At 69.0% G+C, this 14066-nt stretch carries 11 protein-coding genes; 9 read left to right on the top strand and 2 right to left on the bottom strand.

Annotated elements, in window-relative coordinates:
- Positions 1-34 precede the first annotated feature (34 nt).
- The 5 genes from QHF89_RS05900 (at position 35) to QHF89_RS49940 (ending at position 5883) form a co-directional block, all read left to right on the top strand.
- A complete protein-coding gene (locus QHF89_RS05900; protein ID WP_136967110.1) occupies positions 35-1486 on the top strand; it encodes a serine/threonine-protein kinase in 1452 nt (483 codons plus the stop codon).
- Between the two features lie 90 nt (positions 1487-1576).
- Complete coding sequence (locus QHF89_RS05895; protein ID WP_136967111.1) at positions 1577-3757, top strand: cytochrome c peroxidase; 2181 nt, start codon at positions 1577-1579, stop codon at positions 3755-3757.
- Entirely contained in the window at positions 3754-4392 is a 639-nt protein-coding gene (locus QHF89_RS05890; RefSeq protein ID WP_284720128.1) for a hypothetical protein, read from the top strand. The genes QHF89_RS05895 and QHF89_RS05890 overlap by 4 nt, the downstream gene beginning before the upstream one ends.
- A gap of 459 nt (positions 4393-4851) precedes the next feature.
- A complete protein-coding gene (locus tag QHF89_RS05885; RefSeq protein ID WP_170228992.1) occupies positions 4852-5187 on the top strand; it encodes a helix-turn-helix domain-containing protein in 336 nt (111 codons plus the stop codon).
- 162 nt (positions 5188-5349) lie between these two features.
- Positions 5350-5883, top strand: coding sequence for a helix-turn-helix domain-containing protein (locus QHF89_RS49940; RefSeq protein WP_136967113.1), 534 nt, complete (start codon positions 5350-5352; stop codon positions 5881-5883).
- 102 nt (positions 5884-5985) lie between these two features.
- Here the strand turns inward: QHF89_RS49940 and QHF89_RS05875 are convergent, their stop codons facing one another.
- Both QHF89_RS05875 and QHF89_RS05870 read right to left on the bottom strand, forming a co-directional pair.
- Positions 5986-6432 carry a hypothetical protein gene (locus QHF89_RS05875; RefSeq protein WP_284720127.1) on the bottom strand — a complete coding sequence of 149 codons (447 nt, stop codon included), beginning with the start codon at positions 6430-6432 and terminating at the stop codon, positions 5986-5988.
- A complete protein-coding gene (locus QHF89_RS05870) occupies positions 6429-8921 on the bottom strand; it encodes a peptidase U32 family protein (RefSeq protein WP_136967115.1) in 2493 nt (830 codons plus the stop codon). Before QHF89_RS05870 ends, QHF89_RS05875 begins: the two co-directional genes overlap by 4 nt.
- Before the next feature lie 69 nt (positions 8922-8990).
- Here QHF89_RS05870 and QHF89_RS05865 point away from each other — a divergent pair, with 69 nt between their 5' ends.
- From QHF89_RS05865 to QHF89_RS05850, 4 genes are read left to right on the top strand one after another with little or no spacing between them, the layout of a single operon-like run.
- Positions 8991-9254: a chorismate mutase gene (locus QHF89_RS05865; protein WP_136928601.1), complete on the top strand. Its 264-nt coding sequence runs from the start codon at positions 8991-8993 to the stop codon at positions 9252-9254.
- A 46-nt stretch (positions 9255-9300) separates the two neighbouring features.
- The gene (locus tag QHF89_RS05860) at positions 9301-9636 is read left to right on the top strand and encodes a YciI family protein (protein ID WP_136928600.1); all 336 of its coding nucleotides are present in this window, start codon (positions 9301-9303) and stop codon (positions 9634-9636) included.
- A 3-nt stretch (positions 9637-9639) separates the two neighbouring features.
- A complete protein-coding gene (locus QHF89_RS05855) occupies positions 9640-10956 on the top strand; it encodes a globin domain-containing protein (protein ID WP_136967116.1) in 1317 nt (438 codons plus the stop codon).
- Between the two features lie 49 nt (positions 10957-11005).
- Entirely contained in the window at positions 11006-13963 is a 2958-nt protein-coding gene (locus QHF89_RS05850; RefSeq protein ID WP_136967117.1) for a DEAD/DEAH box helicase, read from the top strand.
- Positions 13964-14066: the final 103 nt, after the last annotated feature.

Below are 14066 nucleotides of genomic sequence, written 5' to 3'. Positions count from 1 at the left end.
CTGGGGACCCGTCCTCGGGTAGCATCCTCGGCCGATGGACTTCGTCCCGGGGGCGATGATTGGGGGGAAGTACCGCCTCGAGCGCAAGATCGCCGAGGGCGGTATGGGCGAGGTGTGGATCGGCGCGCAGGTAGGGGGCGCGCAGGTCGCGATCAAGCGCCTCTTGCCCGACGCCGCGCGTGATCACCACCTCGTCACGCGTTTTCGCCGCGAGGCGCTCCTCCTCGGCAAGATCGAGAGCGACCACGTCTCGCGCGTCATCGAACAGACGACCGATCCCGACTTCGGCCTCCTGCTCGTGATGGAGTACGTCGAGGGCACCTCCCTCGCCGATCTGCTCGACAAACAGGGCACGCTCGCCGTCGAGGAGGTCCTCGACATCGGCGAGGGCGTCGCGCGCGCCATCGCGGACCTCCACCGGGCCAGCATCGTCCATCGCGACGTCAAACCCGAGAACGTCATCCTGCGGCGCCTGCCGAGCGGCGAGCGCCGCGCCGTGCTCATCGACTTCGGCCTCGCCCGCCTCCTCGATCCGGCCGAGGACCAACGCGGCAAGGAGGAGACGCTCACCGGCATCACCCGCGCCGACATGGCCGTCGGCACCATCCCGTACATGGCGCCCGAGCAACTCCTGAACTCGCGCGACGTCAATGGAACGGCCGACGTCTACGCGCTCGGCGCGATCCTCTACCGCGCCGCCTCGGGCCGGAACGTCTTCGGCGACCAGGACGACCTCTCCTACGCGCGCCAGAAGTTGAGCGACGACGCTCCGCCCATCGCGCTCACCCGCAAGGATCCCGCGGCCGAGCGCCTCTCCGCGATCGTCATGCGCGCCGTCAAGCGCAGGCCCGCCGAGCGGTACGAGGGCATCGAGCCCATGCTGAAGGAGCTCGCCGAGGCCCGCGCCCTCGCGCGCCCGCAAGGCGGAGACGTCGACGCCCCCACCCAGGCGGCCCCTGTCTCCTCGCTCCTCGGCTCGGCCGCCACGCAGCTCCCCTTCGCCACGCCCGCCGCGCCTTCCCCCATGGCTCCGCCTCCTGCGTCCGCGCGTTTTGGTCCCTCGGCCCCGATCCAGCGCCCGTCCCCTGCGCTCACCGTGCCGATGCCGGCCGTCTCCGACATCCCCGACCCCGGCCCTCCGGCGGCCCTCCGCCGCCCGTCGCCCGCGTTTGGAGTACCCGCGGTCGCTCCCGCTGCGGCCCCTCCGCAGGTCATCATCACGCCGCCCGCCGCGCCGCCGCCCCTCGCTGCCATGCCGATGGCTGCGCCGCCCGTCGCCCCGCCCCTCGGCCGTCCGCCGGTCCAACCCGTCGCTGGTTTTGGCGAGATCCCGGCCGCCCCGAGGGCTGCTGCGCCCGCCGTCGTCATTCCTGCCGACGCCGTCCCGCGCCGCGCCGCGTTTGCGTTTGGCCTCGTCGCGCTCGGCGTCGGGTTCGTCCTCGGATTCGTCGCGCACGCCCTCCTCGCGGGCGGCGGATCGCCCTGACAAACCCGTTTTCACCGCGCGCCCCGCGCGGCCGGCCGTAGCCCTCGGCTGGAATGTCGGGGTACCCTGGAGCGTACCCGGATCCTGCCGATGCGAACCTCCGCGTCCACCTTCCTCCTCGCAGGCTTCACCTCGCTCGCGGCCCTCGCCGCCTGCAAATCCGGCGACACGTTCTCGCCGACCGATGCGACGCCAAAGCCCACCGCCTCGAACACGGCGGCCCCGGACGTGCTCCAGCCTGCCCGCGCGCGCAGGCCGCCGCTCGTGCGTGAAGGCGGCGCGCTCGTCCGTTCGCCGTCCGAGCCTGCGCTTTGGCTCGCGGACGAGGATCAGCAGGTCGTGCGGCGCATCGCGCTCCCCGCCGACGCGCAGAACCCGCCGGTCGCCGTCAAGATGCCTGGGCCCCCGGCGGCCGTCCTCGCCCTCGACGATCGTGTCCTCGTCACCGTGCGTGGCCTTCGCAAGACCGACGATCCCGCCTCGCCTTACGAAGGCCCGGGCCTCTTGCTCGTCATGCGCCCCGATCCCGCGGCCGGCCTCGTCGAGATCGGCCGCGTCGAGCTCCCGGCCGATGCCTGGGGCCTCGCGATCACCCCCGACGAATCCACCGCGCTCGTCACCTCGCCGTGGACCCACGCGGTCTCTGCCGTCGACCTCAAAACCCTCCAGAAACGCTGGACCCTCGACGTCCCGCGCGAGCCGCGCGCCGTCGTCGTCTTGCCGGACGGAAAAACCGCCTACGTCACGCACCTCGTCCGCGCCACGCTCTCGCGCATCGACGCGGTCGACGGCGAAGCCCGCGTGAAAGACGTTCCATTCCCGGCGGCCCCCTTGCGCACCCCGCCCGATCCGGCGCGGCGCGAGGCGGCGACGCTCGCGTATTCGGCCGTCCTTTCTCCGGACGGCGCGCGCCTCTTCGTCCCGCGCCAGGCACTCGGGGCCATGGGCGAGAGCGCGTGGAATGGGCAAAACACCGTCGATATCCTCTCGACGACCGACGAAAGCCCGCTCGCCGTGCGCGCGCCACGCTGGTTCGTCATGCAATCGAAGCCGTTCCAAAAGCTCCTCGGCGAGTTCGGATTCGAAGAGGCCGACCCGCACCTCACGGGCCCTGCGCCCGCGCAGATCGGCGAGCTCTTCGTCCAGCCGCGCGCCGTCGTGTATCGCAAGAAAACCCGCACCTTGCTCGTCGCGAGTGAAGGCACCGACCACCTCGTCGAGCTCGACGCGCTCTCCCTCGATCCTTCGCTCGGCGCCCTTCGCAAGTACGACCTCGGCGGCGGCAATACCGAGGACGACAAACCGGGCGCCACCCGCTGCGGCGCGCCCACCGGAATCGCGCTCTCCGAGGACGAGGGCACCGCCTTCGTATTCTGCCGATCGAGCCACGACCTCGCGATCGTCCGGCTCGACGCCTTCGACAAACGCGCGCCCTACGAATCCTCGCCTCCTGCCACTTTCTCCCTCGGCCCGGATCTCCTGCCCGAGCAGGCGGCCCTCGGTCGCCGCCTTTATTACAATGCGCGCGACTGGCTCATGAGCGCCTCGTATGGCTGCGCCGGCTGCCACCCCGAGGGGCGCGACGACGGGCACGTGTGGCACGAAGACATCCGGGAGAGCTACGAGGAAAAGGGTAAATTCGAGCCCAACGCGATGCATGCCTTCGAGGACAAACAGGCGTTCGAGGGCTTCTTCAAGGGCGTCCCGCGCCAGACGCCGATGCTCGCGGGCCGCGTCGCCGCGTTCGGACCTTATGGCTGGAAAGGCGAGAGCCCGAACCTCAAGCACCGCGTGATCATCGGTTTTGGCCTCCACCGCTGGCTCGGCGGCGGGCCCTTGAGTTATTCCGCGGATAAGACGATCCCGCGCGCCGAGGCCATCGCTGCCTTTGCCCGCAACGGCCTCGTCCCGCCCCCGCGCGACAACCACGAAAAGACCGCCGCGGAGAAACGCGGCGAGCAGCTCTTCAACGACGCTAACGTCGGCTGCGCGACCTGCCACGTGCCGAAGACCGACTACACGAACCGCGCTGTCGTCGGGCTCGGCGCGTGGGCGTTCGACAAGGCACGCTTCGAGACGGAGGCCGAGGACGACTGGAAATTCAAGACGCCCTCGCTGCTCTACCTCGCCGGAAGCGCGCCCTATTATCACGACGGCAGCGCGGCCACGCTCGAGGATCTCGTCGAGCGCAATGGCAAGCGCATGGGCCATACGGATCATCTCTCCAAGGAGGATCGGGCGGCGCTCGTCGCCTTCCTGAAGACGTTATGAGCAACTCGAACCTGCGCCGCGCCCTGGCCTTCTCGCCGCCTTTCCTGGTCCTCCTCGGCTTCTTTTCGTTCGCCGTGGCCGAAGAGGTCCCTGCGCCCGCCGCCGCGCCTGCGTCCGCCTCTGCCGCCGCTGCGCCCGTGCCCCCGCCTGCCTCCGCGGCCGCGCCTACGCCCGCGGAGCCGAGCGCGCCTCCCCTCGCGGAATGGTCTCCGCCCGAGACAGCGTCCGACAAACCCACGCCCGAGGAATGGGAAAAGGCGACGCCGCTCGAGCTGCTCCGGCCTCACGAGTTCTGCACGGCGTCCGCGGTCCGCGAATGGCTCCGCATCTCGTGCCGGGATCCGGGGGACGTGTTCAAGGGCCTCCGCGTCGTCGGCGGCTCCGAAAAGGACGTCTCGATCACCGACTTCAAGGTCAAGGGCAAGAGCAAGGACTTCCAGGGCAAGGAGATCGACAAGACCTTCGATGGCCTGCACGTGGTGTTTCCCGTGCGCAAAGAGGATCGGCGCGTGCTCAGCCTCGTGAACTGGGCCTCCTGCGGCTGGAAGTGCTGGTACTTTCGCGAGGACATGTTCGTGACGATCTCCGAGCTCTGGCTGCCCGGCGAAGAGCGCCCCACGATCGTCCTTCATTGACATTCCTCCCCGTGGGCGTGCCTCGACGCCGACGTCGACGCCGTCTGCGCCCCCGCGGACAATTGCCCCGAGGTTGAAATCTTCTCGCAGACCGAGACCGACGGCGTCGGCGGCGGCTTGACGCGGCTTCTTCTCCCTCGCGATCGGGGCCATCGTCCGCCGTCGACACAAAGGAACGCGCAATAGGACGAAGAACGTCCGATCTGCCTCGCGTTTTCCCTCCTCTCAATGCCGCACCCGTGCATGGTAGGACAATTGCTGTCCTACCATGATCACGTTTTTCGGTGCGGGTTCGTCCAATGCGGTGCATATTCGCTCCTGGTCGTACCGAGCCGAGCGCGAAAGGCGCGAAGAGGCCGGACGGCCGAGAGCTTCACCAACGAAAAGAGACCCTTGGATTTCCGGCGAGAAGGAGGCCGGTCGGCGCGTCCGCGAGGGCGAACCGAGAACCACATCCCCATGCCCCGACGTTCTACTCCCGATGCGTTTGCACTCCAGGTCGGCGCCCGTATTCGCGAGCTCCGGTACGAGATGAACATGTCCCTCGCGGCGCTCGCCGACGCGAGTGAGCTCTCGAAGGGCCACCTCTCGAGCGTCGAGCACGGTCTCGCCGCGATCACGATCGGCACGATCGCCCGGCTTGCGCAGGGCTTCGGCGTGCCTCCGATGTACCTCCTCACGTTCGCGGCGGAGGACGAGCGCGCCCACGCGGCCGAGCTCCTCCGCTACCTGCCCCAGACCGAGGTGAGGAAGCTGCGCCGCCAGATCCAGGCGCAGGTCGCCGCCCGCAAGTAATCGCATCCCACCCCCAAAATCACCTGGAGAGCGCTGATCGGCAGGTCCGATCGGCGCTCTCGCTTTTTTGTCCACCACGAAAGAACCTAGGACAATCAATGTCCATCACGCCCCACGTTTTCCCTGGCCTCGATACGGCGGCCATGCTGGATAGGACATTGAATGTCCGATCGACTTGCGGTTTTTCGTGCGGGTTCGTCGGAATGGGTGCATAGTCATTTTCGTGGTCGCCGCGGTGGTCGCGAACGAAAGCGACGCGGGGCGACGAGAGCTTCCGAAACGACAGACGAGACCCTTTTCCCCGGCACGAAGGAGGCCGGTCGGAGCGCCCGCGAGGGCGAACCGAGAACCTTAATCAAAATGCCGCGACGTTCGACCCCCGAGCCGTTTGCCCTCCAGGTTGGTACCCGTATTCGCGCGCTTCGCAAGGAGCGCAACATGTCCCTCGGCGCCCTCGCCGACGCGAGCGCGCTCTCGAAGGGCCACCTCTCGAGCGTCGAGCACGGCCTCGCCGCGATTACGATCCAGACGATCGCCCGCCTCGCGGAGGGCTTCGGCGTGCCCCCGATGTACCTCCTCACGTTCGCCGAGGAGGACGAGCGCGCCAAGACCGCCGAATTGCTCCGCTACCTGCCTCAGACCGAGGTGAAGAAGCTGCGCCGCCAGATCCAGGCGCAGGTCGCTGCGCGCAAGTAATCGATTCCGCGCCCTGGAGCTTCCCTCCGCTCCCGGGCGTTCCAGGGCCGCACCACTTCCTTGGCTTTCGACCGGGGGTGCACGGAGACGTGCGCCCTCGGTCTATTGTTTGTCCGCCGCGAGGTGCTTTGCGCGGCACTCGATCAGCCAAGCCCTGGCCGATGCGTGATCATCGAAAAAGCCGAGCACGGTCTTTTGACCTTGCAAGAGGTTCGCGGCGCGCGTGAACAGCGAGATAACCACGCGCGTCTTGAAGCTCGCGCCCACGTAGGCCGCGTAATACGTCCCCGCCGGCCTCGGCCGCTCGGCGCCCAGCTTGCGCGCGGCAGCGTCGAGGCCACCGAACTCCTGCATATGGTAGAGCGAGAGCTGAAATCGGCCCCCGTGCTCGTCCATGTCCGGGAGATCGACGAGGACACGCATGTCCTCCAACGTGATCGGCCCCCGGTACACATGCACGGCGATCCCGGGTTCTTCGAACGACAGCGTATGTTTCCCGATCTGGAGCGACTCTCGCTTTTCCATCGCGTGCGTTCCGATCTCCTTCACGCCGGAAGCACCCGGAGTGACCCCTTCACCACGCCATATCCGCCCTCGGTCCGGAGCGCGCGGAACACCTCGGGCGCATGCATCTTGCCTTCGAGCAGGCGCCGATACGTCCCGACGATCGTCGCCACGTCCTCCGCCGTCTCGCGCACGAGCTCGATCCGGAATCGCCGCACGCCTCCCCGCGTCGCCGCGGACGCGAGGCTCGCCGCGCTCTGCGCCGCCGCGTGAAACACCGTGTTCCGGCAGCCCACGTCCGCCTCCACCGGGTGCTCCATTCCTGCCCGGTCCCGCAACGACACCTTGTGCTTCTCGCAGGGCCGCCCGCAATCACGAAAATCCTTCCCCGTCGAGAGCAGCGCCGCGATCACGCAATGCTCCATGTGGAAGAGCGGCATCGGGTGATGCAGGACCACCTCGGCGAACGGCCCGAACGGCGAATCGAGCAGCCGCTCGAGCTGCGCCGCGTCGAGGTCGAACGAGGGCGTGAACGCCGAGAGCCCGCGCGAGAGCACCTCCGCGGCCGTCAATCGGTTCGTCACGTTCAGCGAGAAATCGCCGATCCGCGGAATCGAGAGCCCTGCGCCCTCCCGCAGCGCGCCGAGCCCACGCACGAGCAGGAGATCGGGCTCCAGGGACAGCAGGTACCGGTCGATCTTCTCCTCGCCCGGCTTGCGAATACGCGGCGGCGCGACGCCGATCGTCACGTTCGGCCGCGACGCCCGGAGCGCGCGCAAGGCCGCGCCCGTCCCTACGAGCTCCAAGAAATCGAGATAGACCCCGTCCGCGCCTGCGTCGAGCGCCGCCGCGGCTTGCGCCTCCGTCCGGCAGAGCACGAAAAGACCGGCCGTCGGCGGGCTCCGGTCGGGCGGGCTCGCCGCGCGCACGAGGTCCTGGAAATGCACCGACGTCGTCTCCACCTTCCGCGCGGCCGACGCGAGCAGCGCCTCCACGAGCGCGCGGCGCGCTCGGTTCAGCGACGACGGCGGGATCATCACGCCCGCCGGCAGGTCCGCGTCGATCGTCGCGATCTCGAACGGCGTATCGCCGAGCCGCCCGAGTTTGTCCTTCAGCACCGCGGCGACGTCCGCGCCGCCGCGCGCCTCGCCGAGCGGCGCGTCGCCTGTCACGACGCCCCAGAGCCCCGACGTCGTCGACGCCTCGAACCGCGGCATCTCCCCGATCGCCCCCGACACCCGGATCGAGAGCGGCACCTTTCGCGGCGACCGCTCGATCTCCGCGAGGATCGCCTTTTCCGTCGCCGGATCGTCCGTCTTCCACACACGCCGGCCCGGCTTCGCGACGTCGACCCGCGCATCGGGCCCGAGCCAGACGGAGACCTCCTCGCCCGCCTCGGCGCGCGGCGTGTCCGCGCCGTTCTTCGCGATCGTCCAGACGCGTCCGCCGATCTCGCCTGCGCCCGCGAACCCGCCCTCCACGAGCACGCCGTCGCCGCGTGTGATCGCTTCCGCGAGCCGGATCTGGAGCAGCGTTTTTCCACGCGCGCGCGTGGTCCCGACGAGCTCACCCACCGGCAAACCTCGATGATCACAGGCGCGCCCCTCCACGAGCCGCTGATGATCCACGCCGGCGAGAAAGCCTGGGCCCGACCCTCGTGAATACGTTTGCAGCGCGGTTTTTCGGATCGAACCGAGCGCCTCGCTCGTGCCCGCGCTGCTCGCTTCGAGCGCCGCGCGGTAAAGCCGCGTCGTCGCGGCCACGTAGTCGGGCCCCTTCAACCGCCCTTCGATCTTCAGCGACGAGACGCCGAGCGCGGCGAGCTTCGGCACGAGCGCGCTCGCCTCCAGATCCTCGGGGGACAGGAGATACGCGTGATCCCCGAGGTCTCGTTTTTCCCCGTCGACGACGAGCTCGTACGGCAGCCGGCACGCCTGCGCGCACGCCCCGCGGTTCGCGCTGCGCCCGCCGATGGCCTCGCTCGTCAAGCACTGCCCCGAATACGCGATGCAGAGCGCGCCGTGCACGAAGACCTCGATCTCCACGTCCGTCGTGCGCCGGATCGCCGCGATGTCGTCGACCGACAGCTCGCGCGCCAGGATGACCCGGCTCGCGCCGAGCTCGCGCGCGAGCTCCGCGGCGCCTGCGTCGGTGCACGTCATCTGCGTCGAGGCGTGGATCGCGAGCGACGGCGCGATCGCCCGCACGATCCGCGCGACCCCGAGGTCCTGCACGATCACCGCGTCCACGCCGGCCTCGGCGCACGTACGCACGGCGTTCTCGACGTTCTCGAGCTCCTCGTCGAAGACCAGCGTGTTCAGCGTGACGTACCCGCGGACCCCGTGCTCGTGCAGGAACGCCATCGTCCGCGCGAGCCCTTCGGCGTCGAAGTTTTTCGCGCGCGCCCGTGCGTTGAACCCTTGGAGCCCAAAATAGACGGCGTCCGCGCCGGCCAGCACCGCGGCCCGGAGCGCGGCGTCATCACCGGCGGGGGCGAGGATCTCGGGGCGCCTCGGCAGCGCGGGGGTGCTCATGGTCGGACGCTATAACGCAACCCGAAAGCGGTGGCACGCGCCCGACGCGGTTGTACCCTTGGGCCCGCCATGCTTCCTGCCGATGTTCACGAGACCCGCCGCGCGCTCGACGAGCTCGACCATGCGCTGCTCGAGCTCGTCGCGCGGCGGAGGGCGCTCGTCGGCGCGCTCTTCGTCAAAAAGCGGGCGCTCGGCCTGCCGCTCGTCGATCCGAGCCGCGAGGTCGAGCTCCTCGCGGAGCGGCGCGCGTACGCCGCGTGTCATGGCATCCCGGCAGACCTTGCCGAAGTGATCTTCCGGGCCATCCTCGAGGACAGCCATACAAGGACGTAGGTTCGAGTGGATTTATCGCGCCGCGATGGACCATGATGCGATGCCCATGAGCGACCAACCTGCCTCTCAGCCCACGGACAAGTGGATTTACGTCGTCCGGGCCGTGCGAGCGGATCTCCTGCAGACCGGCCCCACGGAGACCGAGATGGCCACGCTCGGCCGGCACGGCGCGTACCTCGAAGAATTGAAGGCGCGCGGCGTGCTCGTCTTCGTCGGTCGCACGTTGACGACGGGCCCGGAGACGTTCGGCATGGCCGTCGTCGAGGCGGCGGACGAGGCCGCCGCGCGCGTGATCGTCGACGCGGATCCGGTCGTCTCCGAGGGCCTGATGCGCGCCGAGTTGTATCCCTTTTTCATCGCCGGCATGCGCGCGGCGGGTTGAGCCATGAGCAGAAAGTCCCTCTCGGCCGAGACTGTCGCGATCGTGAAGGCGACGGCTCCGGTCCTCGCCGAACATGGCGCGACGATCATTCGTCATTTCTACCGCCATCTGCACGACGATCACCCCGAGCTCGAGCTGCTCTTCAACCCGGCCAACCAGCCCACGGGCGAGCAGAAGACACGCGCCTCGCAGCAGGAGGCGTTCCGAGGTGATTTCTTCGGCCGAGAGGGCGCCCCGGGCGCCGCCCTGACGAACGTGCTCAATGGCTCCATCACGAGCCTCGACGACCTGCCCGCGCTCAAGGCCACGGTGATGCGCATCGCGCACCGCCACGCCTCGCTCGACATCCGGCCCGAGCATTACCCGATCATCGGTCACTACTTCCTCGCCTCGGTCAAGGCCATCCTCGGCGACGTCGCGACGGACGAGATCATGGCCGCCTGGCGCGAAGCGTATGGCGTCCTCGCCGACCTGTTCATCGAGATCGAGCGGGATCTCATGCAGAAAAGCGCCCGAGCGCTGGGCGGATGGGAGGGGTTCCGGCCTTTCGTGGTCCGGCAGAAGGTCCAGGAGTCGGCGGACGCCGCCTCGTTTTACCTCTCGCCCCGCGACGGCGGCCCCCTGCCGCATTACGAGGCCGGCCAGTACGTCACCTTTCGCGTCGAGGTCCCCGGGTATTCGCGCGTCGGTGGCAGCGCCGTGTATCGCAATTACTCGCTCTCGACCGCGCCGGGGAAGGGGTATTTCCGGGTCACGATCAAGCGCGAGCCCGGCGCGGAGGGGAGCCCCGACAGCGTCTGCTCCCGGTTTTTCCACGACCACGTGCGGGAAGGGGACGTGCTCGACGTCTCGTCGCCGTACGGCGAGCTCGTCCTCGTCGAATCGCCGCGCCCGCTCGTCTTCATCGCCGCGGGCATCGGCATCACGGTGATGTTCAGCCTGTTCCAGAGCGCCCTCGATCGCGGGATCGACCGCCCCATTTACTTCTTCCAGATGATGCACGACGGGCGCCACCACCCGCTCCGGCGGGAGATCGAGGAGCTCGCGCGCCGCCACCCGAACGTCACGCTCCACCGCTGCTATTCGCAGCCTTCGGCCGAGGACGAGCCGGGGCGCGATTACGAGACGCGGGGCCGGCTCGGCCTAGGCACGCTCGGGCGGAACCTCCCCGGAAGCGATTGCGATTTTTATTTCACCGGCCCGATTCCCTTCATGCGATCGATCCGCGGCGCGCTGCACGTCTTCGGGGTGCCGGCCGATCGCGTCCACTACGAGTGCTACGGGCCTCACGGAGCGGAGATCGAGGCGGACGTGCGCTGACCCGAGGGAGGCGACACGCGCGCCGTCCCGTGCTACCGCTCCCGTCGTCATGGACTCGCTCCTCCAGGCGGTTCGTAAAGCCTGCCCGCCCGGTCTCTGGACGAAGGGCGTCAACCTGGCGCGCGACGGCGCCGTGATCCTCGACAGGCGGACCGCCACCGAGCTCACCTATCGCATCCGCGTCCCCGGCGTCGCCATCGCGCCCACGGTCACGTTGTACGTCGCGGACGAGGAGTGGACGTGCGATTGCGGCGGCAAATTCGATCCCTGCCAGCACGTCGCGGCCGCCGTGATCGTCGCGGCCCAATCCCCCGAAGGCCAGCGCCCCGCGACCGGGACGGATGCTGGCCCGCGGACTGCGCCTGTGCCGCAGCGCGCGCTCGGCAAGATCGAATACGAGTTCAGCCGCGACGCGGGCACATTGTTCTTGGAGCGCGCCGTGATATTCCCGGATGGCCGCCGCGAGCCGTTCCAGGGCTCGATCACGAATCGCGTCTCGCGCGGGGATCTACCGGTCTTGCCCACACACGAGGACATCACGATCGATCGCATGTTCTCGACCTGGAAGGGCGGCGTCGTCCCGCTCTCGCGCGTGCGGGAGCTCTTCGCGCTCCTGGAGGCTGTGCCGAGCGTCCTCTTCGACGGTTTTCCCGTCCGCACGAACAAGCAGGCCGTTCGCCCCTCGGCCGTCGTGCTCGACGGCAAGAATGGCGGCGTCCTCGTGCGTGTCGAGAAAGACCCCTCCGTCGACGAGGTCATCGCCCGCGGCGCTGCGCGCACGGGGGACGTCCTGCGTCCGCTCGGGGATACCTCGATCACGGGTGATGCGTGGGAAAAATTGCCCATGGAGCGTCACGTCGCGAAAGAGGAGCTCGGCACGTTCGTCACGAAGATCCTCCCCGACCTCGACAAACACACGCGCCTCGTCGTGCGTACGCGCAGGCTCCCGGGCGTCGCGCGCAAGGGCCGCCCGCGCATTTCGATCGAGCTCTCGCAGGCGGGGCATACGCTCTCCGTGCTGCCGCTGCTCGTGTATGGGGATCCGCCGGAGGCCCGCGTCGATCAAAATGTGCTCGTCCACCTCGGCGGGACCGTGCCCGTGCGCGACGAGGCCGAGGAGCGGAGGCTCATCGAGCGGCTCCGCGACGAGCTCAACCTGATCCCCGGCCGGCGCGTCGATCTCGACGGCGAAGCCGCATTACGATTTGCTCAAAAGCTCAAAGGGTTTCGCGGCGGCGAGCAAGGCGAGACGCTCGGCGAGCTGTTTGGCAAGCGCCCGCTCGTGCCGCGGTTCGACATCCAGGGCGATGGCTTCGACGTCGTCTTCGAATCCTTCGCCGAGGGCGGCGAGGAGGGCGGGGCGACGAAACACGCGAGCGGCGCGGCCGTCATTCGTGCATGGAAAGACGGGCTCGACATCGTCCCGCTCGAAGGCGGAGGTTTCGCGCCGCTGCCTTCCGATTGGCTCTCGCGGTTCGGCGATCGCGTGGCCGATTTGCTCGCCGCGCGCGCGGAGACCGACGACCAGACGATCCCGCCCGCGCTCCTGCCCGCGCTCGCGCGCCTCTGCGAGGAGATCGACGCCCCGCGCCCCCCGGGGTTTTCCCGGCTCGCCCCCTTGCTCGAAGGTTTTTCCGGGATCCCCGAGGCGCCCTTGCCCGGGGGCCTCTCCGCCACGCTCCGCTCCTACCAGCGCCGCGGTATCGATTGGCTCTCGTTCTTGCGGGACACGGGGCTCGGCGGGATCCTCGCGGACGACATGGGCCTCGGAAAGACCTTGCAGGCGCTCGCGTCCACGCGCGGCCGCGCGCTCGTGGTTTGTCCGAAGAGCGTGCTCTTCAACTGGGAGGCCGAGATCCGGAAGTTCCGGCCAAACCTTTCGGTGGCCCTCTACCATGGCCCGAAGCGCGCGCTCGATTCGAAGGCCGACGTCACGCTCACCACGTATTCGATGTTGCGCATCGACATCGAGGCGCTCTCGGCCGTGGAATGGGACACCATCGTGCTCGACGAGGCGCAGGCGATCAAGAACCCCGACAGCCAGGTCGCGCGGGCCGCGTATGCGCTGCGCGGGAAATTCAAGGTGGCGCTCAGCGGTACGCCCGTGGAGAACAGGCTGGAGGAGCTCTGGAGCCAGATGCATTTCGCGAACCGCGGCTTGCTCGGCGGGCGTGGCGATTTCAAGGAGCGTTATGCCGGGCCGATCGAGGCGGGCCACGCCGGCGCGGCCGAGCGGCTGCGCGAGCGCATTCGGCCCTTCGTCCTGCGCCGCCTGAAGCGCGAGGTCGCGCCCGAATTGCCCCCGCGCACCGACCGCGTGCTCAGCGTGGAGCTCGACGACAAGGAGCGCTCCGTGTACGACGCCGTGCGCGCGGCGACGCTCAATGACGTCGTCAAGCGCCTCGCCGAGGGCGGCAGCGTGCTCGCGGCGCTCGAAGCGTTGCTCCGGCTGCGTCAGGCCGCCTGCCATGCGGCGCTCGTGCCCGGGCAGGTCGCGAATGCCTCGTCGAAGGTCGAGGCGCTCGTCGAGGCGCTCGCAGATGCGGCAGCGGATGGCCACAAGGCGCTCGTCTTCTCGCAATGGACGTCGCTGCTCGACCTCGTGGAGCCGCACCTCGCCGAGGTGGGGATTTCCTTCAATCGGCTCGACGGCTCGACCGTGGATCGCGCGGGCGTGGTGAACGAGTTCCAGGCCGAAGGGGGCCCGCCGGTGATGCTCCTCTCGCTCAAGGCGGGCGGCACGGGCCTCAATTTGACGGCGGCCGATCACGTGTTCTTGCTGGATCCGTGGTGGAACCCCGCCGTCGAGGACCAGGCCGCGGACCGCGCGCATCGCATCGGCCAGGACAAACCCGTCTTCGTGTACCGGCTGGTCGCGAAGGACACGGTGGAGGAGCGTATCCTCGCGCTCCAGGAGAAAAAGCGGCTCGTGGCGGACGCGGCGCTCGGGGAGGCGGCGCAGGCGGCGGCGATCACGCGCGACGATTTGTTGGCGCTCCTCAGTTGAGTTGATTCGACTGCCAACGAGGTAGACATTCCGCGCCGTGGAGTTGCCGTCGTGTGCGCGGGCGACCCACGCGCTAGGCCGGAAACCATAAGCTTTTCGGCGT

Source organism: Polyangium sorediatum (assembly GCF_029946465.1).
Lineage (GTDB): Bacteria > Myxococcota_A > Polyangia > Polyangiales > Polyangiaceae > Polyangium > Polyangium fumosum.
The sequence above is the reverse complement of the archived record's forward strand: the minus strand, read 5'-3'. Positions and strand labels throughout refer to the sequence as shown.